At 72.6% G+C, this 25,385-nt stretch carries 18 protein-coding genes and 1 pseudogene; 14 read left to right on the forward strand and 5 right to left on the reverse strand.

What is annotated here, in order from left to right; genetic code table 11:
* Positions 1–77 precede the first annotated feature (77 nt).
* From DEJ22_RS03415 to DEJ22_RS03425, 3 genes are all read right to left on the reverse strand, one after another.
* Complete coding sequence (locus DEJ22_RS03415; RefSeq protein ID WP_111226580.1) at positions 78–3,497, reverse strand: SdrD B-like domain-containing protein; 3,420 nt, start codon at positions 3,495–3,497, stop codon at positions 78–80.
* A gap of 203 nt (positions 3,498–3,700) precedes the next feature.
* Positions 3,701–5,140: a glucuronate isomerase gene (gene uxaC / locus DEJ22_RS03420; protein ID WP_111226579.1), complete on the reverse strand. Its 1,440-nt coding sequence runs from the start codon at positions 5,138–5,140 to the stop codon at positions 3,701–3,703.
* A gap of 11 nt (positions 5,141–5,151) precedes the next feature.
* Positions 5,152–6,192, reverse strand: a complete 1,041-nt coding sequence (locus tag DEJ22_RS03425) for a LacI family DNA-binding transcriptional regulator (protein ID WP_111226578.1) — start codon at positions 6,190–6,192, stop codon at positions 5,152–5,154.
* Positions 6,193–6,336: 144 nt separating this feature from the next.
* Between DEJ22_RS03425 and DEJ22_RS03430 the strand changes: the two genes are divergently transcribed.
* The 12 genes and pseudogenes from DEJ22_RS03430 to DEJ22_RS15820 all read left to right on the forward strand — a co-directional run.
* Positions 6,337–7,689, forward strand: a complete 1,353-nt coding sequence (locus DEJ22_RS03430; RefSeq protein ID WP_111226577.1) for an ABC transporter substrate-binding protein — start codon at positions 6,337–6,339, stop codon at positions 7,687–7,689.
* Positions 7,689–8,702 carry a carbohydrate ABC transporter permease gene (locus tag DEJ22_RS03435; RefSeq protein ID WP_111226576.1) on the forward strand — a complete coding sequence of 338 codons (1,014 nt, stop codon included), beginning with the start codon at positions 7,689–7,691 and terminating at the stop codon, positions 8,700–8,702. The genes DEJ22_RS03430 and DEJ22_RS03435 overlap by 1 nt, the downstream gene beginning before the upstream one ends.
* On the forward strand, positions 8,699–9,646 hold the full coding sequence (locus DEJ22_RS03440) for a carbohydrate ABC transporter permease (RefSeq protein WP_258379569.1): 948 nt from the start codon (positions 8,699–8,701) through the stop codon (positions 9,644–9,646). Before DEJ22_RS03435 ends, DEJ22_RS03440 begins: the two co-directional genes overlap by 4 nt.
* Before the next feature lie 103 nt (positions 9,647–9,749).
* Positions 9,750–10,586 carry a sugar phosphate isomerase/epimerase family protein gene (locus tag DEJ22_RS03445; RefSeq protein WP_111226575.1) on the forward strand — a complete coding sequence of 279 codons (837 nt, stop codon included), beginning with the start codon at positions 9,750–9,752 and terminating at the stop codon, positions 10,584–10,586.
* Positions 10,583–11,785, forward strand: a complete 1,203-nt coding sequence (locus tag DEJ22_RS03450; protein WP_111226574.1) for a Gfo/Idh/MocA family protein — start codon at positions 10,583–10,585, stop codon at positions 11,783–11,785. The genes DEJ22_RS03445 and DEJ22_RS03450 overlap by 4 nt, the downstream gene beginning before the upstream one ends.
* Positions 11,782–12,654: a sugar phosphate isomerase/epimerase family protein gene (locus DEJ22_RS03455; RefSeq protein ID WP_111226573.1), complete on the forward strand. Its 873-nt coding sequence runs from the start codon at positions 11,782–11,784 to the stop codon at positions 12,652–12,654. The genes DEJ22_RS03450 and DEJ22_RS03455 overlap by 4 nt, the downstream gene beginning before the upstream one ends.
* Positions 12,651–13,931: a mannitol dehydrogenase family protein gene (locus DEJ22_RS03460; protein WP_111226572.1), complete on the forward strand. Its 1,281-nt coding sequence runs from the start codon at positions 12,651–12,653 to the stop codon at positions 13,929–13,931. The genes DEJ22_RS03455 and DEJ22_RS03460 overlap by 4 nt, the downstream gene beginning before the upstream one ends.
* Complete coding sequence (gene manD / locus DEJ22_RS03465; protein ID WP_258379568.1) at positions 13,928–15,283, forward strand: D-mannonate dehydratase ManD; 1,356 nt, start codon at positions 13,928–13,930, stop codon at positions 15,281–15,283. The genes DEJ22_RS03460 and manD overlap by 4 nt, the downstream gene beginning before the upstream one ends.
* A gap of 31 nt (positions 15,284–15,314) precedes the next feature.
* Positions 15,315–16,223: a hypothetical protein gene (locus DEJ22_RS03470; RefSeq protein WP_111226571.1), complete on the forward strand. Its 909-nt coding sequence runs from the start codon at positions 15,315–15,317 to the stop codon at positions 16,221–16,223.
* Between the two features lie 267 nt (positions 16,224–16,490).
* Complete coding sequence (locus DEJ22_RS03475; protein ID WP_111226570.1) at positions 16,491–17,123, forward strand: 50S ribosomal protein L25/general stress protein Ctc; 633 nt, start codon at positions 16,491–16,493, stop codon at positions 17,121–17,123.
* 32 nt (positions 17,124–17,155) lie between these two features.
* The gene (gene pth / locus DEJ22_RS03480; protein ID WP_111226569.1) at positions 17,156–17,740 is read left to right on the forward strand and encodes an aminoacyl-tRNA hydrolase; all 585 of its coding nucleotides are present in this window, start codon (positions 17,156–17,158) and stop codon (positions 17,738–17,740) included.
* A 500-nt stretch (positions 17,741–18,240) separates the two neighbouring features.
* Positions 18,241–18,690, forward strand: a pseudogene (locus DEJ22_RS15820) (YncE family protein); the annotation flags it as partial.
* 128 nt (positions 18,691–18,818) lie between these two features.
* Here DEJ22_RS15820 and DEJ22_RS15825 read toward each other — a convergent pair.
* Positions 18,819–19,286 (reverse strand): glycine zipper domain-containing protein, encoded by a 468-nt coding sequence (locus DEJ22_RS15825; RefSeq protein ID WP_502862567.1) that lies wholly within the window; start codon positions 19,284–19,286, stop codon positions 18,819–18,821.
* A gap of 120 nt (positions 19,287–19,406) precedes the next feature.
* Between DEJ22_RS15825 and mfd the strand changes: the two genes are divergently transcribed.
* The gene (gene mfd, locus DEJ22_RS03490; protein WP_111226568.1) at positions 19,407–23,018 is read left to right on the forward strand and encodes a transcription-repair coupling factor; all 3,612 of its coding nucleotides are present in this window, start codon (positions 19,407–19,409) and stop codon (positions 23,016–23,018) included.
* A 75-nt stretch (positions 23,019–23,093) separates the two neighbouring features.
* Here mfd and nhaA read toward each other — a convergent pair whose 3' ends face one another.
* Positions 23,094–24,272, reverse strand: a complete 1,179-nt coding sequence (nhaA, locus tag DEJ22_RS03495) for a Na+/H+ antiporter NhaA (RefSeq protein ID WP_111226567.1) — start codon at positions 24,270–24,272, stop codon at positions 23,094–23,096.
* A gap of 103 nt (positions 24,273–24,375) precedes the next feature.
* Here nhaA and DEJ22_RS03500 point away from each other — a divergent pair, with 103 nt between their 5' ends.
* A complete protein-coding gene (locus tag DEJ22_RS03500) occupies positions 24,376–25,074 on the forward strand; it encodes a MazG family protein (RefSeq protein WP_258379567.1) in 699 nt (232 codons plus the stop codon).
* The last annotated feature ends 311 nt before the right edge of the window (positions 25,075–25,385 follow it).

Genomic DNA, 25,385 nt, shown 5'->3' on the forward strand with positions numbered 1-25,385 from the left:
CTCCCGCTCCTGCGGACGGCAGGGCCGAGGCGCCCGGAGGTGCCACGACCCCGCCGCACGGGTCGCCGGACCGAGCGTCAGTCCAACGTCCGTCGGGAACGTCGTCGGCTGACGAGCAGGCTCAGCCCGGGCAGAAGGAGCGCGAGCGCCAGTGCCACCGCTGTAACGATGGCCGTCCCGGTGTACGCGAGTCGCCCGGCTGTCTCGTGGGCTGCACCGGCACGCTCGTGACCACCACCACGCGACGGACCATCGCCCGCATCGGCACCGGCACCACCTCCGGCCCCCGGACGCTCGCCGGCACCGTCCTCGGGGCTCCCGGGCCCGCCGGGACCGCCGCCGGCTCCGGGGTCTTCACCGTGGTCTTCACCGGGGTCCCCACCGTCGTCGCCGCCCTCTCCGGCGCCCGCCGCGACCAGACCGGCGTCGACGGTCGTGTCGCGGCGCACCCCCTCGAGTGCACCGGTCGCACTCGCGACCCTGTCGATCGTGACCGGCGCGGTCTGACCGTCCGGTCCGGCGTCGGAGTCGATCGCCGGGTCGTCGCCGACGTGCTCCTCGGTGAAGTGCGTCCCGTCCGGCGCCGAGAAGCGCACGCGGTAGTCGCCCGGCCGCAGCCCGTCGAAGTGGTACCCGCCGTGGTCGTCGGTGATCGTGCGGTGTCCGACCGCGTCGCCGTGGTCGTCCGTCCCCGTCAGGGCGACGGGGACGCCGCCGACACCGGGCTCGTCGTCGTCCTGCAGGCCGTCGTCGTCCCGGTCGTCCCACACCCGGTCGCCGATCGCCCCGGCGACGACCCGGACGGTCGACGGGTTCGACTGCACCGGCAGCGCCAGGTCGGCCGTCCTGAGTCCGAAGCGGTTCACGTAGCGGTCGCCGTCCTGCTCCCCGCTCGTCGCGAGGGTGAGCCGGTGCGTGACCGTGTCACCGGCCGGGACCGGGGTCTGCCGTTCGACCCGGACCGCGGTCACCTGCGCGAGTGCGTCCGGGCAGCCGTTCACCCTGAACTCGTCCTCGGCGCACCAGCGGGTCGCTCCGCCGGGCTGGTTGCTCGGGTCTGCGCCGTCCAGGGAGACATCGGCGGGATCGGCGTCGGTGTAACGCACGACCTCGTCCCCGGCGGGGTCGGTGTCGACCGGCTCCGCGAGACCGAGGCTTCCGTGGAAGTCCGAGCCTCGTGTGTCACCTCGGTACGGCAGCACGTCGATCAGGTCGAGGTCGCCGATCGGGGTGTCGTCGGTGTTCGTGACGTCGAGGTCCCACTCTGGGTGGTCGCCGACGACGACGACGGGACGCGGCGTGCGCTTCTCGACCCCGACCCCGCCGGTGGTGACGACCTCGAGGCCGCGCTCCGCGGTCCGCCAGCGTTCGTCGGACCGGTCGGCCGGCGACTCGACGGTCGCCGTGTTGGTGATCGGGCCGGCCGGAGCCGAACGGTCGACCCGTGCGGCGTACGTGATCGGGGCGATGCGGGTGTTCGGTTCGACGTCGTGCAGCGTCCAGGTCAGGCGCTGGTGCTCCTTGCCGTCGGCGCCCTGCACCGCGTCGACCTCCGGTGCCACCGAGGCGCTGTCCTCGACGTACGACGTGTGTGCGGGCAGGACGTCGCGGACGGTGACGGTGGTCGGACGACCGTCGGCGAAGCCGTTCGTCAGGGTCGGTCGGAGCGCGTAGTCGACGGTGTTGCCCGGCACGACCGAGCTCGTCCGGTCGGGGGTGTCGGCGGCATCGTGCCCGGGATCGACGACCGCCTTGCCGACGCGGACCAGGTCCTCGGTGAGCACCACGCTGTCGGCCAGCCCGCCGGCAGCGAGGTCGGGGTCCTGCTGGTCGTGCACCCACGACGGTCGGTGGTCACCGAAGCGAGCGTGCCCGAAGTCGCGCGCACGTGTCCCGTCGGGCGCCCGCTGCGTCGTCACGGTGGAGAACAGACCACCGGACGCTCCGCCGGGCAGGTCGCCGGTCACACGGATCGCTCCGACCGCGGCTGCGCCGCCCGGGACGTCCGCCGGGTCGTCGTACCAGGGTCCGTCGCCGTCGTCGCACGTGCGGACCTGGCCCGCGGCGGGCGACGCCATGTCGTACGCGGCGTACTGCACCCGGGCGTGCTCGAAACCGCTCGTCCACGCGGGAGCCCGACCGCCGACCGCCGTCAGGCGCTGCGTCCGGCGGTCGAACGTGTCGCAGAGGGCCGCGCCGCGGAAGGGTGCGAGCCCGGTGTTCGACAAGGTGACGTCACTGCGGAGCCGCGTGCCGCCCGTGGCCCAGGGGTCGCCCTCCTTCGCCGATCCCGCGGTCACGCTGGTGCCGTCGCTGCCGAGGCGCCGGAGTCGCTTCCCCGCGCTGCCCGGTCCGAGTTCGACGAGGTTCCGCCGGGCGCTGTTGTCCGCCGTCGGTTCCGAGCCGTCGGGGAAGTTCGGGGTTCCGCTGACCGAGGTCGTCTGCAGCGGCGTGAAGGTGTTCACCGACTCGAGGGACGTCGGCACCGACGGGGTGGGCATCCACAGGGCGATCCAGCCGCTCACGACGTACGGCTTCGCGCCGCCGCTGATCGGGCCGCCGCCGATGTTCCGACCGGGCATGCGCGCGGCGTCCGTCACGGCGCCGGCGATGGTCACGTCGACCTCGCCGCCCGGCGCTGCCTGCGTGCAGGTGATCCTGCCCGAGTCGGCCACGGCCCGCTCGCCACCCCCGCGGCCGCCCGGGAGGCCGCCGAACTGCACGCCGTCCTCGCCGTTCCGGCCGCAGGTGGGTCGACCGCCGTTCCAGAGCACCGCGCCCGACGGTCGATCGCCGAGCAGGTGGGACAGGTCGTCGGTGAAGTGCATGTCACCCGTGCTCCGTTCGAACCCGAGCAGTCCCTGCCCGGGCACGGGGGACTGCCAGTCGACCGTCATCGGGTAGAACAGCTGGACGCCGGGGACGCCGTCCGGCCCCGGCACGTCGGTGCGCAGGGTCGAACCGACCACGGCCTTGCTGAGGTTGTACCGCGGTGCGGCCGACACGACCGTCGTCGCCGAGGTGACCGGTGCGGTCGGTTCGGCGTCGTCTGCGGTCGCGGTGCCGGTCACGGCGATGCGGTCGCCGTTCCGCAGGTCCCCGGAGACGTCCAGCACGACCGGCACGGCGACGGCGTGCCCCGAGGGGACGTCCCCGAGGTCGCAGGTGAGCCGCCGGCCCTCGACCACCGACCCTGCGCCGTTGCACGCGAGCGGGACGCCGGCCCAGCTCGTGCCCGCCGGGGCGTCGAGGAAGAAGCGCTCGTGGTGCGCGGTCCCGTCGCCGGCGGTCACGGTGACCCGGTACGTCACGGCGTCGCGGGTCCGGACCACGCCGTTCGCGGGACCCCGGTCGGCCCCGGGGCCGTCGTCCGGAGTGAACGGATCGCGGCCGTCGGCGGCGACCTCGACGGCCAGGGCGACCACGGCCGCCGGCGAGGTCGCGGCAGCGGCGGTGCCGGACGGGCCGAGCAGGACGGCCGGGACGGCGAGCGCCACCGCACCCAGGGCAGCGACGGCGCGACCGGACGAGCGACGACGAGCGGACGAGGGATGACGAGCGGACGAGGGATGACGTGCGGACGACGGACGACGTGACATGGCGCTCCTCGGTCAGGGATCGGGTTCGACGAACGCCCCACCCTGACTCGACCTCGGCCCCGCCGCCGAACATTCTGCATGTCACATGTGCATCATGCCGGTCAGAGCTTGAACGTCGCCCGCGGGATGTCCGACACGATCCGCCGCGCCGTGTGCACCGCGTCCTCCTCCGACAGCTGGTGCGTCACCACGAGCGACGCCAGGTACGCCGCATCTGCACGCCGCGCCATGTCGTGCCGCGCGGGGATCGAGCAGTACGCCCGGGTGTCGTCGATGAAGCCCGAGGTCTTCGTGAACCCCGCCGAGTCCGTGACCGCCGACCGGTACCGGCCGATCGCAGCGGGGGTGTCGATGAACCACCACGGGGCTCCCGCGTACACGGCAGGGTAGAAGCCGGCGAGCGGTCCGATCTCCCGCGAGAACACGGTCTCGTCCACCGTGAAGAGCACGAGGTGGAACCCGGGCGCGGTGCCGAAGGCCTCGAGCAGCGGACGGAGCGGCTCGGTGAACGCCCCGACCGCGGGCAGGTCGTGCCCCGTGTCCGGGCCGAAGCGCTCGAGGGTGGGGGCGTGGTGGTTCCGGAGCACCCCGGGGTGCAGCTGCATGACGAGGCCGTCCTCGACGCTCATCTCGGCCCACCGGTAGAGCATGTCGTGGCGGTACGCGACGGCCTCCGCCGCGGTGATGCCCGACGGGCCCTGCAGCGCCGCCGCGTGGATGCGGGAACGCTCGGCCGCCGACAGCGGCATCGATCCAGCGTCGAGGACGCCCGTGTCGGTGGCGGTCGCGCCGTGCTCGATGAAGTACCGGCGCCGGTTCCGCAACGCCGCCAGCAGGCCGTCGTGGGTCCCGGTGTCGATGCCGGCGGCCGCGCCGATCGAGGCGACCACGTCCCTCCAGTCCGGACGTGACGGGTCGAACACGGCATCCGCGCGGAAGGTGGGCAGCACCCGGCCGGTGAACGTCGGGTCGGCGGCGAGGCGCGCGTGCGCCGCGAGGTCGTCCGTCGGGCCGTCCGTGGTGGCGAGCACCTCGATGCCGAAGGCGTCGAACAACGCGCGCGGTCGGAGCGCCGGGGTGGTCAGCAGCGTGGCGATCCGGTCGTACTGCTCGTCCGCGTTCGCGGCCGAGGGCTGCTCCGTCAGGCCGAACACGTCGTGCAGCTCCGTCTCGAACCAGTAGCGGACGGGCGTCGCGGCGAAGTCCGCCCAGTGCTCCGCGAGTCGCCGCCAGACCTCGCGGCCGGGAGGCACGGGGTGCGTCCCCGACAGGTCGGCCCGACCCAGCTCGTGCAGTCCCACCCCGTTGGCGTGCAGGAGCCGCAGGACGTAGTGGTCCGGGGTGACGAGGAGGGCGGCAGGGTCCGGGAACGGCTGGTCGTCCGCGATGCGCACCGCGTCGACGTGCCCGTGGGGGGAGATGATCGGTGCGTCACGGACCGCCTCGTAGACGGTCCTGGCGACCGCACGCGTACCGGGGTCGGCCGGGAACAGCCGGTCGGGGTGCGATGCCAGTGCGGTGGTCGTGGTGGTGGGGGTCATCGTCGACTCCTTCAGGCGGGGCGGACCGGTGCCGGTCCGGTGGACTCGCGGACGGTCAGGTGGGTGGGCAGCGCGACGGCGCCCGACATGTGCTCGCCGGGTGGTTCGTCGGCGGGGATCGCGCCGAGCCGTCCGAGCAGCATCCGGATCGCGACCCGGCCGGCCCGCTCGATGGGCGAGGTCATGGTGGTGAGCGGCGGGTTGCAGAAGTCGGCACCGAAGATGTCGTCGCACCCCACGACGCTCATCTCCTCGGGGACGCGGACACCCCGCTCCCGCAGCCTCGTGAGCATGCCGATCGCGATGAGGTCGTTGAACGCGATGCACGCGGTGGCACCGGCGTGCACGGCGGCGTCGGCCGCGGCCGCACCCGAGTCGACGAACGGCGCGTGCGGACCGATCCGCGCGACGCGGACGCCCAGCCGCTTCGCGACCCGCACGAGTGCGCGCCAGCGACGCTCGTTCGACCAGGAGCTGTCCGGTCCGGCGACGTAGAGCACGTCACGGTGGCCGAGGGACACCAGGTGCTGCACCGCCTGCTCGACCCCGCCGGGGGTGTCGATGAGCACCGAGGGCACACCGGTCGGTCGCCGGTTCACGACCACGAGCGGCGTGCGCTCCGCGAACCGGGCGATCTGCGTGTCCGACAGGCGGGACGCCGTGAGCACCGCACCGTCGGCCTTCCCGGCGACGGCGCTGAGCGCGGCCATCTCGGCGTCGGCGGACTCCTCGGTGTCGACGAGCAGCTGCGTCCACCCGGCGGCCGACAGCTGGTGTTGCGTGCCCCGGATGACGTCGAAGTAGAACGGGTTCGTGATGTCGGACACCAGGACGGCGACCGCCCGGGTCCGTCCCGACGTCAGCGCTCGCGCCTGCGAGTTGGGCACGTAGCCGAGCTCGCGTGCGGCCTGCTGGATGCGCTCCTGCGTCGCACGGTTCACCCGGTCGGGCAGGGACAGCGCGCGCGACACGGTCGAGGGTGCGACCCCGGTCGCGTCGGCGATGTCCCGGATCGTCACCCGCCGGGCGGTGTCGGTGTCTGCGCTGCTCACGAGCCGAAGCTAGGCCGCGATGGCAACAACTGGCAACCGGTTGCCGGTTGTTGCCACGGACGGGACAGTGGGTGCCACGCCGGCAGCGCAGCCGACGTCCCGGGCAGAGTCGCCCGGTGCAGGTGTCGAGGAGGAAACCCCCGCATGAGCACAGCAAGACGCAGGACCCGCGTCCTGGTCGGTGCCGCCGTCGTCGCCGTCGCCGCCCTCTCGCTGCAGGGGTGCGCGATCGTGGACGGCAGCGGCGACGACCCGGACACCCTCCGCGTGATGATGGCCGCGGACACGACCTACCCAGAGGAACGCGCGCAGTGGCAGCGCGAGACCGCCGCCGAGTTCGAGCGGACCACGGGTGCCGACATCCAGTGGGAGACGTACTCCTCGGCGCAGGAGGAACTCACCGCGATCCAGACGAGCGTCATCTCGGGGCAGGGCCCCGACGTGTACGCCATCGGCACGACGTTCACCCCCACCGCGTACGCCACCGGCGCCTTCGTCGAGATGGGCCCGGAGCAGTGGGGCGCGGTCGGCGGCAAGGACCAGTTCGCCCCGGCCTCCCTCGGCATCTCCGGCCCGAGCACCACGGAGCAGATCGGGATCCCGTTCGCCAGCCGGCCGTTCGTGATGGCGGTGAACACCGAGCTCCTGGAACGCGCCGGCATCACCGAACTCCCCACCACCTGGGACGAGCTCACCGAGGACGCCCGGAAGACCACCGGTGACGGCACCTACGGCATGGCCGTCGCCTACGCCGACGGCTTCGACCCGTGGAAGTTCGTCTGGGGCATGGCGCAGAACGCCGGCAACACCATCGTCGACGGCAGCAGGGCCGAACTCGACGCCCCCGCGGTCGAGAACGCGTACCGCACGTACTTCGACTGGGTGACGAAGGACGGGGTGGTCGACCCCGCCGCGATCGGCTGGAACAACGCGCAGGCGCTCGCGCAGTTCGCCGACGGCAAGGCCGCGTTCTTCCCGATGACCACGACGACGTCGCTCAACTCGCTGCAGGGCTCCGCCGTCGACGGGAAGTACGAGTACGCCCTGCTGCCGACCGTGCCACCGGGCGCCACCGAGCGTCCCGCCGACGGCATCGAGGCGGCGAGCATCCTGTCCGGCGACAACCTCGTCGTCGCCGACTACGGGTCGAAGCAGGACCTGTCGTTCGCGTTCGTGCGGCAGGTGTCCTCGCCGGAAGCCCAGGAACGGTACTTCGAACTGTTCGGGCAGCTGCCGACGAACACCACCGCGGCCGACCGCATCGCCGAGCAGAACCCCGACCTCGCACCCATCGTCCGCGCCGGCGAACTGTCGAAGCCCACCGCCTTCACCGGCGCGTGGTCCGACGTGCAGCTCTCGCTCGTCGACGTCGTCGTGCAGTCGATCCCGTCGCTGAAGCGCGGCGAGGTCAGCGACGACCAGCTCCGGAAGCGCCTCGCAGCGGCGCAGCGGGACGCCCAGGCAACACTCGACCGTCAGAAGAACGGAGGGCTGTGATGACCACCACGCAGGCCCGGCCCCGCCAGGAGACCGCGCGCGAGGTCCGCCCGCACGGGAAGACCCCGTTGTACAAACGCGAGCGGCCGCTCTGGATGCTCCTGCCCGGCGGCGTCCTCATGCTCGCCGTCATCGTCGTGCCGCTGCTCGTCGGTGTGTACATCGCGATGCTCGACCTCGACCAGTACACGCTGCGCCAGTGGTTCAGCGCCCCCTTCGTCGGGTTCGCGAACTTCGCAGAGGCCTTCACCGACTCGCCGCTGCTCGACTCGATCTGGATCTCGGTGTCCCTCTCGGTGCTCGTCACCGCCGTGACCGTGCCGATCGGGGTCGCCGCGGCGATCTCGACGCAGAACCGGTTCCCCGGCCGCGGGCTCGTCCGGTCGATCTACCTGATCCCGTACGTGTTGCCGGCCTTCGTCGTCGGCACGTTCTTCCGGACGATGCTGCAGCCGCAGGGCGTGGTGAACACCGTGCTCGGCACCGACGTCCTGTGGCTGAACGGCTCCGCGTCGTACTGGGCGCTCGCCGGGGTCATGGTGTGGACGAGCTGGCCGTTCGTCTACCTGCTGTCCCTGGCCGGGCTCCAGGCGGTCGACAACGAGGTGCACGAGGCAGCGGCACTCGACGGGGTGACGTGGTGGGCGAAGCTCCGCTACATCGTCTTCCCGTACCTGCGCGGACCGCTGAGCCTGGCGGTCATCATCTCGATCCTGCACAACATCAACAACTTCACGCTGCCGTTCGTGCTGTTCGGCATCCCGCTCCCGTCGAGCGTCGAGGTGATGCCCGTGCTGACCTACATCGCGAGCTTCCAGTCCTTCCGCTTCGGCCTGTCCGCGGCGATGGCGATCTGCTCGCTGGTGATCGTCGCGATCCCGCTGTTCGTCTACCTGCGGGCCGTGCAGCTCGACACCGGTGACGACGCGGGGCCCACCCGCAAGCAGCGCCGCGCCGACCGCGCGCTGCTCACCGCCCCGGCCGCCGCCGACATGGAGGGAGCCCGCGCATGAGCGTGTTCAGCCAGACCCGCACCCGCCCCACCGCGACCCTCACCGAGAGCATCACCGCCGGTGGCGCGAAGCGCCCGAGGCGGCCCTACGACACCGACGTCACCCGGCTCCTGCCGCGGTGGCTGCTGGTCACGGTCATCGCCGTCCTCATCGCCTTCATCGCCGCGCCGGTGCTCTACATCCTGTTCGGCTCGGTGAACTCGGACGTCGCAGTCGCCCGTGGCGAGTACTTCCCGTCCGAGTTCACGCTGTCGAACTACGTCGCCATCTGGGACACGGTCGCGCTCGGGCAGGGCCTGGTGAACTCGCTGCTCACCGCCGGCGCCGTCGCCGTCGCCAGTGCCGCGCTCGCCGTGTCCACCGCGTACGTGCTCGTCCGCTTCCGGTTCCTCGGCCGCCTGACGATCCTCCGCGGGCTCCTCGCCCTGCAGTCGATCCCGGGGACGCTCCTGCTGCTGCCCGTGTTCGTCGTCTTCGCCAACATCGCGAGCGCGACCGGCGTGCAGGTCATCGGCACCCGCTGGGGCCTGTTCGTCACCTACCTGACGTTCGCCCTGCCGTTCTCGACCTGGGTGATGGTGACGTACCTGCGCGGCCTGCCGAAGGAGCTCGAGGAGGCGGCCCGCATCGACGGCGCCTCGAGCACCCGCATCCTGCGGAGCGTCGTCCTGCCGCTCTCGTGGCCCGGCATCGTCGTGTCCGCGATCTTCGCCTTCCTGCTCGGCTGGAACGACGTGCTCTTCAGCACGATCATGACGACCCCGAACACCCGCACCGTCGCGGTGGTGCTGCAGGTGCTCGGCACCACGCAGGAGGGCGGCGCCGTGCCGATCTACGGCCAGATGATGGCCGCCTCGATCGTCTGCGCGGTGCCGGTCGTCGCGCTCTACCTGATCTTCCAGCGCTACCTGGTCGGCGGCCTGACCGCCGGCTCCGTCAAGTGACGAGTCCGCCGGCTCCGCCGAGGAGCGCACGCAACCACACGACGGACGGGAGGCGCGCCTCGGCCCCGCCACGCGCCTCCCGTCCGACACAGGAAGGAACGCAATGACCCAGCCAACGTGGGAACTCTCCGGCTTCGGTGACGAGATCGACGCCGACCCGGCGGTCCAGGTCGCCGTGCTGCAGGCGCTCGGCGCCAGCGCGATCGAGGTGCGGAGCGCCTGGGGCGTGAACGTCGTCGACCTCGACGACGACCAGCTCGCCGGCCTCCACCGTGTGTTCGAGGAGCGCGGGCAGACCGTCTCCGCCATCGCCTCGCCGATCGGCAAGGTCGTCGTCGACCGGCCCGTCGAGCACGAGGTGGAGCGGCTCGGCCGCGCGATCGCGGCCGCGCACGCCCTCGGGACGACGAACATCCGGATCTTCTCGTTCTACTTCGACGGCCGCACCGCGGACGAGGTGCGCGACGTCGTCATGGTCCGGATGCGCGCGCTCGCCGACCTCGCCGAGCGCGAGGGCGTCACCCTGCTGCACGAGAACGAGAAGGACATCTACGGCGACGTGCCCGAGCGCGTGCTCGACATCGTCGAGAGCGTCGGGTCGTCGTCGCTCCGGCTCGCGTGGGACAACGCGAACTACGTGCAGTGCGGCGTCCGACCCTTCACCGACGGCTGGGAACAGCTCGCGCCGTACGTCGACTACCTGCAGGTCAAGGACGCCCTGGCCGCCGACGCATCCGTCGTGCCGGCGGGGGAGGGCGACGGCGAGTTGCTGGAGACGCTCACCGCCCTCCGCGACGCCGGGTACTCCGGGTACGCCTCGCTCGAGCCGCACCTGACCGACGTGAACAGCCTCGGCGGGTTCTCCGGACCCGCCGCCTTCGGCCGTGCCGGCCGCGCCTTCCGCTCCCTCACCGACCAGATCGGAGTCACCCTGCGATGACCACTCCACCCGAGCCCTCCCGTCCGCTCCGCTTGGCGGTCGTCGGCGCCGGCGTCATCGGACGCCACCACGCCCGCGTCGCCGTGCAGCACCCGGACCTGGAGGTCGTCGCCCTCGTCGACGCCGTCCCCGCAGCCGCCACGGGCGCGGCCGACGAGGTCGAGGCGACGGGCGCCGACCGGCCGATCACCACCGCGACCATCGAGGACGCCATCGCGCAGACCGACATCGACGTCGTCGCGATCTGCTCCCCGTCCGGCATGCACGTCCAGTTGGCCGAGGCGGCGCTCGCCGCGGGCAAGCACGTCGTCATCGAGAAGCCGCTCGACACCACGATGCCCCGGGCCCGCCAGATCGCGGCGCTCGCCGCCGACGCCCGGTCACGGGGACTCGTCACGAGCGTGATCAGCCAGCACCGCTTCGACCCGGCCTCGGTCGCGGTCGCGGGAGCCGCGCGCGGCGGCGGCTTCGGCACCGTGACCTCCGGCGTCGCGAGCGTCGCCTGGTACCGCTCGCAGGGCTACTACGACTCGGGCGACTGGCGCGGCACCTGGTCGCTCGACGGTGGCGGTGCGGTGATGAACCAGGGCGTGCACACCGTCGACCTGCTCGTCTGGGCGCTCGGCCGGCCGGAGGAGATCTCGGCGCAGGTCGGGCTCCTCGCGCACGACCGCATCGAGGTCGAGGACACGGCGGTCGCCACCGTGCGGTTCCGGAACGGCGCCCTCGGGGTGATCCACTGCACGACCGCCGCCTACCCGGGACTCTCCGCGCGCTACGCGGTGTACGGCACCCACGGGTCGGCGATCGTCGACGACGACCGGCTCGCGTACTTCCACGTCGCCCCGGACACGGCGACGCTCGAGTCCGCGTCGACCACGGCGAACGCCACCGCGGTCGCCGACGCCGTCGACCAGAAGCACGACGTCGTCCCGCCGGAGCACGTCGTCGGCGGCCCGGCCGAGCCCGACCACTTCGCTGCCGGGCACGCCCGCCAGTACACGGACATCGTCGCCGCGATCCGCGAGGGCCGCGACCCCGGCGTCACCGTCGACGACGCCCTCGTGTCGCTCGCCACCGTCCGCGGGCTGTACGTCAGCGCGACGCTCGGGCAGCCGGTGCGGATCGACGACGTCATCGAGGGGCGGTACGACGACGTCGAACCCGTCGTCGCTCCCCGGGAAGGAGCAGTCCGGTGAGGTTCTCCGTGTTCACCGCGTCGACGCCCGACTGGACCCCGACGCAGGCAGCCACGACCCTGGCCGAGCAGGGCTGGGACGGCATCGAGTGGCGCATCGTCGACGACCGCACCGAGGACGGCTCCTCCGGCTTCTGGGCCGGCAACCGCTCGACGTGGCAGTTCACCGGCATCGCGGACCGGGTCGGCGAGATCGCCCGCACCACCGAGGCAGCCGGCCTCGAGTACTCGGGCATCGGTGGGTACCAGCCGGTGTCCGACCACGAGGGCGTCGAGACGATGCTCCGGGTGACGAGCGAACTCGGCGCGCGCCAGGTGCGTCTGACCATGCCCTGGTACCGGCGCGAGCGGGAGCGGACGGGTGCCACGTACGGCGAGCTCTTCGACCGCACGCGCGCCGACCTCGAGTGGGCGGCGGCGCGTGCGGCCGACCTCGGCGTCAAGGCGCTCGTCGAGCTGCACCACATGACGATCACGCCGTCGGCGTCCGCCGCACTCCGGCTGGTGGACGGCCTCGACCCCGAGCACGTCGGCGTCATCCACGACCTCGGCAACCTCGTCATCGAGGGGCAGGAGGACCACCTCGCCGCGTTCGAGCTCCTCGGGCCGTACCTCGCGCACGCGCACGTCAAGAACGCCCGCTGGGTCGACACCGGCGAGACCCGTGCCGACGGCAGCCGGATCTGGCGGAACGAGTGGGCCCCGCTCCGCGACGGCCAGGCGTCCGTGTCCGAGTACCTCGACGCCCTGCGGCAGCACGGCTACGACGGCTGGGTCACCATCGAGGACTTCTCCACCGACATGCCGCTCGCCGAGCGCACCGCCGACAACCTGGCCTACCTGCGCTCCCTGGTCCCGGTGACGGCATGAGCCGTCGTCCCGGCGTCGTCCACCTCGGCGTGGGGGCCTTCGCACGCGCCCACCTCGCCTGGTACACGCTCCGCGCGAGCGGCGAAGTGTGGGGGATCACCGCGTTCACCGGTCGGTCCGCTGCGGCGGCGGAGGCGCTCGCCGCACAGGACTGCCGCTACACGCTGGTGACCCGCGCAGCCGACGGCGACACCGCCGAGGTGGTCGACACGATCGTGGCCGCCCACCCCGGCAGCGACGACACGGCCTGGAGGCGCGTGGTCGCGTCCCCGGGGACGACCATCATCACGCTGACGGTCACCGAGGCCGGCTACCGGGCCGACTCGGCCATCCCGGCCCGTCTCGTCGACGGGCTCGCCGCCCGCCGGGCCGCCGGCGGCGGCCGGATCGCGCTGGTGTCGCTCGACAACCTGACGCACAACGGCGAGGTGCTCCGCGACGCCGTGCTCGGGGCGACGGACGACCCGGCGCTCCGGTCGTGGATCGCGTCGACGGTCGCCTTCCCGTCGTCGATGGTCGACCGGATCACACCCGCCACCACCGCTTCCGACCTCGAGGAGATCAGGGACCTGCCCGGGGCGCTCGACGGCGACCGCGTGCCGGTGGTCACGGAGCCCTTCGCCGAGTGGGTGCTCGAGGACGTCTTCGACGGCATCGACCGTCCCGCGTGGGAGACGGCCGGCGTCCGGCTCGTGCCCGACGTCACCCCCTACGAGCAGCGGAAGCTCTGGCTGCTCAACGGGTCGCACTCGCTCCTGGCGTACCTCGGGCTGCTGCTCGGCCACGAGACCGTCGCGTCCGCGATGGACGACCCGCGGTGCAGGAGTGCCGTGGAGCAGCTCTGGGACGAGGCCGCCGCCGAGCTCCCGCTGCCCGCCGACGAGGTCACCGCTGCGCGGGCCGCGCTCGTCGAGCGCTTCGCGAACCCGCGCATCCGGCACACCCTGCGGCAGATCGCCGCAGGCGGCTCGCAGAAGCTGCCCGTCCGCGTCGTCGACGTCCTGCGTCGGCGACTCGAGCGGGACCCGGAGGCGGGCGTCGGTCCGGGAGCCGCGACCCTGCTCGCCGCCTGGTGGCTGCACTGCACCACGCAGCCCGAGCTGGTGGACGACACCGGAGCGCCCGGGCCAGACTCGGACGTGCACGACGTCCTGGGGGTCGTCGCGCCCGACCTCGACACCACCCCCGTGGTGGCCGCCGTCACCGCGGCCGCCGAGCGCATCCGCACCGCCGCGGCACCCGCACGCGGCACCGTCGACGAAGGAGTCCACGCATGACCGACACCGGCACCACGAACCCGGCCGCCCCCGTCCCCGGGGCGGCCGACGGCGGAGCGGCGACGGACCCGACGGCCGGTCGCCCCGACACCTGGGCGTCGACCGACCGCGGGCAGCTCATCGACCGGGCCGAGGTCATCGTCACGAGCCCGGACCGGAACTTCGTCACCCTGAAGGTCACGACCGTCGACGGCGTCACCGGTCTCGGCGACGCGACCCTGAACGGCCGCGAGCTCGCCGTGGCCGCCTACCTGTCCGAGCACGTCGTGCCGCTGCTCGCGGGCCGCGATGCCAGCCGCATCGAGGACGCCTGGCAGTTCCTGTACCGCTCGTCGTACTGGCGTCGGGGCCCCGTCACGATGGCCGCGATCGCCGCCGTCGACATGGCCCTCTGGGACATCAAGGCCAAGGTCGCCGGGATGCCGCTCTACCAGCTGCTCGGCGGTGCGTCGCGCACGGGGCTCATGGCGTACGGGCACGCCTCGGGCAAGGAGCTCCCGGAGCTGTTCGACTCGATCCGCGAGCACCAGGCCGAGGGCTACCGGTCCATCCGCGTGCAGACGGGCGTCCCCGGGCTCGAGAGCATCTACGGCATCGCGTCGAACAGGACGACCGAGGGCAACGCCGGCGTCCGGTACGACTTCGAGCCCGCGCAGCGCGGAGCGTTCCCGGCGATGGAGGACTGGGACACCCGGGCCTACCTGCGACACGTGCCGACCGTGTTCGAGGCCGTCCGCAACGAGTTCGGCCCCGAGCTGCCGCTCCTGCACGACGGCCACCACCGGATGACCCCGCTGCAGGCCGCCAAGCTCGGCAAGAGCCTGGAGCCGTACGACCTGTTCTGGCTCGAGGACTGCACCCCCGCCGAGAACCAGGAGGCGCTCAAGCTCGTCCGGCAGCACACCACGACGCCGCTCGCGATCGGCGAGGTGTTCAACACCATCTGGGACTTCAAGGACATCATCCGCGACCAGCTCATCGACTACGTGCGCGGTGCCGTGACCCACATGGGCGGCGTCACCCCGCTGCGCAAGACGATGGACTACGCAGCGCTGTACCAGGTCAGGTCCGGGTTCCACGGGCCGACCGACATCTCGCCCGTGGGGCTCGCGGCGCAGATGCACCTCGGCATGGCGATCCACAACTTCGGCATCCAGGAGTACATGCAGCACGGGCCGCGGACGAACCGGGTGTTCCGGCAGACCTTCACCTTCACGGACGGGTACCTGCACCCGGGCGACGAGCCGGGCCTCGGGGTGACGCTCGACGTCGACGAGGCGGGGAAGTACCCGTACGAGCAGGCCTACCTGCCGTTCAACCGCCTGGCCGACGGGACCGTGCACGACTGGTAGTCCCACTCCGCAGCACGGGCATGCTGGGGGCATGGAGTTCGCGGACGTGGCGAGGGAACTGCTCCTCGTCGCGCCCGCGGACTTCGTGCGGGAACGCACCGCGCGGCAGCGTGCGGTGCGGAAGGACGACCGTGCGCTCGCAACCCGGATCGGTGGTCTGCGGAAGCCCGCGCCCGCGGCGTGGGCGATCGACCTGCTCGCCCACGACGGGGCACTCGACGAGGCGGTCGAGCTCGGGCCCGCGATCCGGCAGGCCCAGGTGGACGCGGACCCCGACGAGATCCGACGACTCCGACAGCAGCGGTCCGAGGTCGTCGCGGCGCTGGCACAGGCCGGGGCCGACCTGGCGTCCGACGCCGGGCACCCGCTGACGTCCGCCGTCCTCGACCAGGTCCGCGCGACGATCGAGGCCGCGATGGCCGACGAGCACGCGGGCGCGGCCGTCCGCTCCGGGCTGCTCCTCCGACCACTCGAGAGCGCCGGGTTCGACGACGTCGACCTCGACGGGGCGCTCGCCGACCCGGATGCGGTCCCCGACGCGTGGTCCGGCACCGACGCAGAACCCATCCCGATCACCAGCGCGAGGGGACCGCGGAAGGGGAGCCGTGCCTCCCGTCCGGAGCCGGAGCCGGAGCCGGAGCCGGAGCCCCAGCCGGAACCCGAACCGCGCGTCGACCCGGCTGCCGAGCGCCGCGCCGCTCGCGAAGCCGAGGCCACGGCGCGCGCGGAGTCCCGCGATGCCGATGCGGCCCTGGACGCCGCGGAGCAGGAGCTCGAGGCCGCCGAGGACCGCCGTGCCGACCTCGAACGGCAGCTCGCCGAGGCGAACGCCGACGTCGAGCGTGCCGAACACGCGCGCGACGAGGCAGAGGAGGCGAGCGACCGCGCGCGGGACCTCCTGCGCGCCGCGCAGCGCCACCGCCGGGACGTCGGTCGCTGAACCCGCTCGGTCCGTAGCCCGTGGCGGCGGCGCCACGGCCCTCCCGTCCGACCGCGGGCGGCACTCGGCGCGACACGCCCGGCAGCCCCTGCTAGACTCGCAAACCGACTTCGGCGAGGGCCGCGCAGCGCGCGGCCGTGATCGACGCGGTAGGGAGACCCGGCCCAGTCCTGGGAGCGTTCCTCACGCGTGCACGCGTTCGAGTTGCAACACCACAGACCCCCCGATGCCGGCACCCCGGCGTCGACCCCGACACCAGGAGGCACCATGGCCGACTACACCAAGCTCGCAGCGGAGACCCGCACCAAGTTCGGCAAGGGCGCTGCGCGCAAGCTCCGCGCCGCTGACAAGATCCCCGCGGTCGTCTACGGCCACGGCACCGAGCCGCAGCACATCACCCTCCCGGGCCACGAGACGATGCTGCTCGTCCGTACCGCGAACGCGGTCGTCGACCTCGACATCGAGGGTGCGGCCCAGCTCGCCCTCGTCAAGGACGTCCAGCGCGACCCGGTGCGCCAGATCATCGAGCACATCGACCTCGTCGTCGTGCGTCGTGGCGAGAAGGTCACCGTCGACGTGCCCGTCGTCGTCGAGGGCGAGTCCTTCTCCGGCACGATCCACGTCCAGGACCTCTCCTCCGTCTCGCTCCTCGTCGAGGCGACCGACATCCCGGAGCACGTGACCGTGGACGTCGAGGGCCTCGAGGACGGCGCGCAGGTCCTGGCCTCGCAGCTCGAGCTGCCGGCCGGTGCCGAGCTCGAGACCGACGCCGAGGCGCTCGTCGTCCAGATCGTCACCCCGCGTGGCACCGCTGACGACGACGCTGCCGACGAGGCCGCTGCCGAGGCGGGCGCCGAGGCCGGCGCCGAGGGCGGCTCCGCCCCGGTCGACTCCGAGTAGGACACCCTCCGCGGAACGTCTGGCCGACGCTGATGACAGGAACGACCCTCGTCGTGGTCGGGCTCGGGAACCCCGGGCCCGGCTACGCGGGGAACCGTCACAACGTCGGCCAGATGGTCCTCGACGAACTCGCAGCCCGCATGGGTGCGACGTTCAAGAAGCACAAGACCCCGAACCAGGTCGCCGAGGGCCGCCTGGTGCCCGGCGGGCCCAAGCTCGTCCTGGCCAAGCCGGGGTCGTTCATGAACACCTCCGGGGGACCGGTCTCGAGCGTGCTCGGGTTCTACAGCGCCACCCCCGCCGAGCTGATCGTGGTCCACGACGAGCTCGACCTGCCGTTCGACACCGTCCGCCTCAAGGGCAGCGGCGGGCACGGTGGCCACAACGGGCTGCGGGACATCATCAAGGCGACCGGCACGAACGAGTTCACCCGGGTGCGGATCGGCATCGGCCGACCCCCGGGACGCCAAGATCCCGCCGACTACGTGCTGCGCGACTTCTCGCCCACCGAGAAGAAGACGCTGCCGAACCTGCTCGCCGATGGCGCTGACGCCGTCGAGGCGATCGCGGAGCTCGGCCTGCTCGCTGCGCAGCAGCGCGTGCACGCCCCGTCCTGATCCGTCGCGCACGCCGCGCGGGTGGTTCCGTCGTCGGCCCGGAGGCGCGGACTGCTCCCACCACGGCGCTGTCCGGAAGGCGTGCCGTCCCCGAACTGGGGGACTCTCACGTACCCCGGTGGTCGGTACGTTCGCCCACGGGGTGACCACCCCCGACGACGAGGGGAACGACCGTGGGACGAGCAGCACACCGGGCACGACGGACGGACGGGGCCCGGGCGGCGATCGCCGTCGTCCCCGCCGCGATCGCGGTGATCGCCGTGGGGCTCGGATCGCTCCTCACGCAGGACGGCGCCGTCGCCGCGACCGAGACCTGGACGCCGACGGCCGCCGAGACGTCCGCGCCTCCGGTCGCATCGACCTTCGGCGCGCCGAACGACGTGCACCACGAGTCCGATGGTTCGCTCCTCGTGGCCGACTTCTCCGCGAACGGGCTGCTGCGGCGGGTGGTCGACGGTACCTGGAGCGTGGTCGCGCCGTTCGGCACGGGTGCCCGCGACATGTGGAACCCGTCGGCGGTGACGACCACGACCGACGGACGCATCCTGGTCGCTGAGGCCGGGCGCCCCGCGTTCACGGTCCTCGGCGCCGACGGCACCGTGCTCTCGCGCACCGCTCCGCCGACACGACGTGCGGTGTCGGAACTGGCCGTCGACGGACCGACCGTCTACGCGACGGTGCCGGGCAGCGGGACGCTCTTCACGACCGAGCTCGGGAGCGGGAGCTGGACCGCTGTGCCCGGCCCGTGGACGGACCCGAGCGGTGTCGCGCTGTCCGCCGACGGTGGGACGCTCACGGTGTCCGACGCCGGTACCGACGAGGTGTGGCAGCTCGACCGGGCCTCGGGGACGGTGACGTCGCTCGGCTTCCCGGGTGACGCGCAGACCCGACCTCGCGGGGTCGCCGTCGACGACGGGGACGTCTTCGTGGTGGACAACGGGCGCGGAGCGGTCTGGGCCATGATCGGTGGCGCGTGGACCGAGGCGTTCTCGAGCGCTCCGGACGGCTCGCCACTGGTGAACCCCACGGCGGTGTCGGTCGGCCCCGGGCGCAGTCTCGTCGTCGCGGACTACAACCGTCAGCGCGTGGTGACGGCGGTGTCGTCGGGACGGGCGGTGGTCGTCCCCAGCCCGGCGCCGACGACCGCCCTGCCGACGGCCGAGCCGACCGCCACGCCGACCGCCACACCGACCGCCGAGCCGACCGCCGAGCCGACGAGCGCGCCGACGAGTGAACCGACGGCCGAGCCGACGGCCGAGCCGACGGTCACGCCGACGGCCGAGCCCACGGCCGAGCCGACGACGGCGGCGCCGACCACGGCCCCGACCTCGGCCCCCGGCCCCGAGGCGACCCCCTCGATGACGGCTGCGGTGCCGGGTGCCGGCACCGAGCCTCCCGGCCGACCGGCGACCGACGCCCCGGTGACCGGAGGGGACGAGGGGGACGGCTCCGCAGACGGAGCGCACGTCGCTCCGACCGGAGGACAGGAGGGGGACCTCGCCTGGACCGGTCCCGGCCCGGTCGTGCCCGCGCTCCTCACCGCCACGGCCCTCGTCGTGGGTGGGGTGCTCCTCGGTGGTCACGCACGCCGTCGCCGGAGCTGACCCGTGTTCGCCGCCCGCGCACGCCGGGTCGGGTGTCGGACGCCGCCGGTACCATCGTCTGAGTGACGATCTCGGGCATCATCCCTGCGCTCTCGCGCGCCTCCGCGTTCGATCGTGTCCTCCGCGCCGCCGGGCGTGACGCGGACTTCTCCGTCGTCGACGGCCTGCGCGTCCCGCTCCTCGGAGCGCTGCTCGCCGAGCGGAACGGTCCCCAGTGCCTCTTCGTCGTCACCGCCACCGGGCGCGAGGCCGAGGCGGTCCGCGGTGCCTTCACGTGCACGGTGCCCGATGCCGAGGTCCTCGAGTTCCCGGCGTGGGAGACCCTGCCGCACGAGCGCCTCAGCCCGAGCGCCCAGACCGTCGGCACGCGCATCGCGACGCTCCGCAAGCTCGCCGCGTGGCAGGACGCCGACCCGGCCGACCGCCGCACGACCGTCGTGGTGGCCAGTGTCCGCGCAGCGCTGCAGCCGATCGCGGGCAACCTGACGTCGCTCGCCCCCGTCGCACTCGTGACGGGCTCGCGCGGCAACGACCTCGCTGCCATCGCATCGCAGCTCGTCGACCTCGCGTACGCCCGGGTCGACCTCGTCACCCGGCGCGGGGAGTTCGCGGTCCGCGGTGGCATCCTCGACGTCTTCCCGCCCGGAGCCGACCACCCCGTCCGCGTCGACTTCTTCGGCGACGAGATCGAGGCGATCAAGGCGTTCTCGGTCGCCGACCAGCGCACCACCGACGACGACCTGGGCTCCGTCGAGCTCACCGCCTCGCGCGAGCTCCTGCTCAGCGACGACGTCCGGCAGCGGGCGCGCGAGATGCTCCACGAGTTCCCGAACCTGTCGCAGATGCTGGCGAAGATCGCCGAGGGCATCCCGGTCGAGGGCATGGAGTCCCTCGCGCCGGCACTCGTGCAGGACCTCGTGCCGATCACGACCTACCTGCCCGAGGCCGCCACGATCGCCGTGCTGTCGCCGGAACGGGTCGCCGGTCGTGCGCACAGCCTCGCCGAGACGAACACCGAGTTCCTGCAGGCCGCGTGGAGCGCCGCGGTCGCCGGTGCCCAGGCGCCGATCGACCTCGACGCCGGCAACTTCCTCACGGTGCAGCAGCTGAAGAACGGCCGCGGCCAGCGCACGTGGTGGACCGTCACGCCGTTCGACTCCGGGCTCGACGAGGGCGACCGCGACCGGGTCCTGACCGACGCCGAGGCCGCTGCCGAAGCGGGTGAGTACATCCGCGTCCGGGCCGAGTCGATCCCGAGCTTCGCCGGCAGTGCGGACGGTGCCGTCGCGCACGTGCAGCAGCTGGTGGACGACGGCTGGGCCGTCGTCGTCACCGCGCAGGGCAAGGGGCTCGTCGAGCGCGCCGTGCAGGTGCTCGCCGACGCCGGCGTCGCCGCCCGCGCCGAGGACCTCACCGCGCCGCCGGAGCCGGGCGTCGCGATCGTCACGACCGCCATGGTCGAGGCCGGGTTCGCCACCCCCGACCCCCGCATCGCCGTGCTGAGCGAGGCCGAGTTCTACGGCCGCAGCGTCCAGCAGGGCGCCCGGACGGTGAAGAAGCTCGCCGGTCGCCGCAAGAACGTCGTCGACCCGCTGCAGCTCAAGCCGGGCGACGTCGTCGTGCACAACACGCACGGCATCGGCAAGTTCGTCGAGCTCGTCTCGCGCGAGGTCAGCTCCGGCGGCCGCAACGCGGTGAAGACGCAGCGCGAGTACCTCGTGCTCGAGTACGCGCCGTCGAAGCGGAACTACCCGGGCGACAAGCTCTTCGTCCCGACCGACCAGCTCGACCAGCTGTCGCGCTACGTCGGCGGCGAGAACCCGACGCTGTCCAAGATGGGCGGCTCCGACTGGTCGGCCGCGAAGTCGAAGGCGCGGAAGGCCGTCCGCGACATCGCCGTCGACCTCGTCAAGCTGTACTCCGCGCGCATGGCGTCGAAGGGCCACGCGTTCGGCCCGGACACCCCGTGGCAGCGCGAGCTGGAAGAGGCCTTCCCGTTCGCCGAGACGGCCGACCAGCTCACCACCATCGACGAGATCAAGCGCGACATGGAGAGCCCGATCCCGATGGACCGGCTCCTGTCCGGCGACGTCGGCTACGGCAAGACCGAGGTCGCGATCCGTGCGGCGTTCAAGGCCGTGCAGGACGGCAAGCAGGTCGCCGTGCTCGTCCCGACGACGCTGCTCGTCCGCCAGCACATGGAGACGTTCCAGGAGCGCTTCGCGGGCTTCCCGGTGCACCTGCGCGCCCTCAGCCGGTTCCAGACCGAGAAGGAGTCGAAGGAGACCATCGCCGGGCTCGCCGACGGCACGGTCGACATCGTCATCGGCACGCACCGCATCCTGTCGCAGAGCATCCAGTTCAAGGACGTCGGGCTCGTCATCATCGACGAGGAGCAGCGGTTCGGCGTCGAGCACAAGGACCAGCTGAAGAAGCTGAAGACCAACGTCGACGTCCTGGCGATGTCCGCCACGCCGATCCCGCGGTCGCTCGAGATGGCCGTGACCGGCATCCGCGAGATGTCGACGCTCGCGACCCCGCCGGAGGACCGCCACCCGATCCTGACGTTCGTCGGACCGCAGTCCGACCTGCAGGTCGCCGCGGCGATCCGCCGCGAGCTGCTGCGCGAGGGCCAGGTGTTCTACGTGCACAACCGCGTGAAGGACATCCAGTCGGTGGCGTCGCACCTGGCCGAGATCGTGCCCGAGGCGCGGATCCAGGTCGCCCACGGGCAGATGTCCGAGGGCACCCTCGAACAGGTCATGGTCGACTTCTGGGAGCGCAAGTTCGACGTCCTCGTGTCGACCACCATCGTCGAGACCGGTCTCGACATCGCGAACGCCAACACGCTCATCATCGACAAGGCCGACAAGTACGGCCTGTCGCAGCTCCACCAGCTGCGCGGCCGCGTGGGTCGCGGTCGTGAGCGCGGGTACGCGTACTTCCTCTACGACGCCGACAAGCCGTTGTCCGAGACCGCGCAGGACCGCCTCGAGACCATCGCCGCGAACAACGAGCTCGGCGCGGGCATGCAGGTCGCGATGAAGGACCTCGAGATCCGCGGCGCGGGCAACCTGCTCGGTGGTGAGCAGTCCGGGCACATCGCCGGCGTCGGCTTCGACCTGTACCTGCGGATGATCGGCGAGGCGGTGTCGCAGTTCCGCGGCGACGTGGCCGAGGGACAGACCGAGCTCCGGCTCGAGATCCCCGTCGACGCACACATCCCGGAGGACTACGTCGAGTCCGAGCGCCTGCGCCTCGAGGCGTACCAGAAGCTCTCGGCGGCGTCGGCCCCCGCGGCCCAGCCCGAGGCGATCGACATGGTGCTCGACGAGCTCACCGACCGCTACGGCCAGCCCCCGCAGGCGGTGCTCACGCTGGTCGAGGTCTCGCGGCTCCGCCGGATGGCGCAGCAGGTCGGCCTGTCCGACGTGGTCGTCATGGGGTCGAACCTGCGCGTCGCGGGCAAGGAGCTCGCCGACTCGGCCCAGGTCCGGCTCAAGCGGATGTACCCGGGTGCGCGCTGGTTCCCGCAGCAGGACGCCGCGAGCATCCCGCTGCCGAAGCCGCACGGCGAGACGCTGCCCGACGACGGACTCATCCAGTGGGTCGAGAGCATCCTGACGGCCGTCTACGGCGCAACCAAGGCTCCTGCGGAGACGCCCGCGTCCTGACGCGGCCCCCTCTGTCGGCCTGGAGGCGCGGTGCCAGCTGGCACCGCGCCTCCAGTCGGTCGTGGCTCGGGACCGCTACTCGGTCGCCTCGGCTTCAGAGAGCTCGCGTCGCGCACGGTAGCGACGCGCGCGCAGGCTGACGACGACCGCCGAGGCGAGGATCGCGATCCCGGAGCCGACGAGCACGGCGAGGACGCCCTCGTCGAGGATCTCCTCGTTCCGGGCGAACGCCAGCTCGTTCATGAGCAGCGAGACCGTGAAGCCGATCCCGCCGAGCACACCGACGGTCACGATCGACCAGAACGACAGCGTCGATCGACCAGGGGCCCGGAAGATGCGCGTCGCGACGGCACCGAACAGCGTGATGCCGATCACCTTGCCCACCGGCAGCGCGAGCACGACGGCCCAGAACGTGGGGGAGAGCTCGCCGATGCCGACCGCCGGGATCACGACAGCAGCCGAGGCGAACGCGAAGACCGGCAGGACCACGGCGTTCGACCACGGCTCGACGTGCTCGTGCAGCGTGTGTCCCGGACGGCGCGGCAGCACGAGACCGAGCGCGACGCCGGCGATCGTCGCGTGCACGCCCGAGTGGTACACGAGCCACCAGGTGACGAGGCCGATCAGCACCATCGCCGCGATGATCCACACCTGACCCGCCCGGCCCGGGCGGAGCAGCCGTCCGAGCGCGGCGAAGACGGCGAGCGCGACGACCGCGCCACCGAGCGCGAGGAAGTCGGTGCCGTGCGCGAAGACGACGGCGATGATGACGATCGCGATGAGGTCGTCGAGCACCGCGAGCGCGAGGAGGAACACGCGGATCGTCGACGGTAGCCCCCTGCCGAACATCGCCAGGACCCCGAGTGCGAACGCGATGTCCGTCGCCGTCGGGATGGGCCACCCGTGCATGTACTGGGTGCCCGAGGTGACGGCGAGGTAGATGCCGGCGGGGACGACCACACCACCGACGGCCGCGATCGCCGGGATGACCGCCGTCCTCGGGTTCGAGAGCTCCCCGTCGAGGAGCTCCTGCTTCAGCTCGATCGCGACGAGCAGGAAGAAGACCGCGAGCAGCCCGTCGCTGATCCAGTGCGACACCGACAGGTCGAGGCCGACCGCTCCCCACGGCGAGTGCGCGGCGAGGGCGCGTTCGAGGCCGGGGCCGAGCGGCGAGTTCGCCACGACCAGGCCGAGCACGGCAGCGGTCAGGAGCGCGATCGCGCTGAAGCGGGGGGAGCGGACGAGTGCCGACATGGATCTCCAGGGGTGCGCGGGCAGGGGAGCGGAACCGTCGACCAGACTTCCCGACACACCAACGGCCATCGTACCGGAGGGCCCTCCGTGCGAGCATGGCGCGATGACCGCCGTCACGGACCTCGTCGAAGTCGTCGACCGCCTGCTCGCTCCTGAGGGCGGGTGCGTGTGGAACCGCGCGCAGACCCACGCTTCACTGGCCCGCTACGCGGTGGAGGAGTCGTACGAGCTGGTGGACGCGATCGACTCCGGCGACGACGACGACCTGCGCGAGGAGCTCGGTGACGTGCTCTACCAGGTGGTGCTCCACGCCGGGATCGCAGACGCGGCCGGCCGGTTCGACCTGGAGGACGTCGCCGCCGCGGTCCGGGACAAGATGGTCCGCCGGCACCCGCACGTGTTCGGTGCCGAACGCGCGGACACGGAGGACGAGGTCGTCCGGGTGTGGCGGGCGGCGAAGGCGGCGGAGAAGGCCGCACGGACGAGTGTGGTCGACGGGGTCCCGCGGGCGATGCCGCCGCTGGAGCGCGCCGTGAAGCTGCTCGAACGCCTGGAGGAGCGTGGGGACGCCGCCACGGTCGTCGCCGCCGTCGTGCGTGCACCGGAGCAGGCGGTCGTGGACGCGGACGTGTCGGCGGATGTTGGCGCGAGCGGGGCGGCGGGCGCGGACGCGGTGGACGAGCGGTGGGGCGCCGGCATGCTCGCCGAGGTCGCCGCGGCGCGGGAAGCGGGCGTCGACGTGGTGGCGAGCCTGCGGGCTGCGGTGACCCGGCTGGAAGCCGAGGCGCGCGTCGGGGAGTGAGCCGGGCCTCCCGGCCGGTGCCCGCGAACCAGGGCATGCGGCGTGAGCACGGGGAGACCCCTCAGCAGGCCCGGAGACACCCGTGCCGTCCATCACGACCGACCGACGCCGCACCAGCGCTCCCGCCGCGTCCGGCGTCAGCGCCGATCCTGTCAGCGCCGAGGCGAGCGTCGGAGACCCGACCTCGACGGTCTCAGTCGAGGACCTCGACCAGATCGACATCGCCCGGCAGCTCGGCACGAGTTCACCCACGGCCGCCTCTCGGGCCCCGTCGGATCTATCGTCGTCCACCGACATGAGGCGTCGAAGGC

Origin of the sequence: Curtobacterium sp. MCSS17_007, from assembly GCF_003234175.2 — a bacterium.
Lineage (GTDB): Bacteria > Actinomycetota > Actinomycetes > Actinomycetales > Microbacteriaceae > Curtobacterium.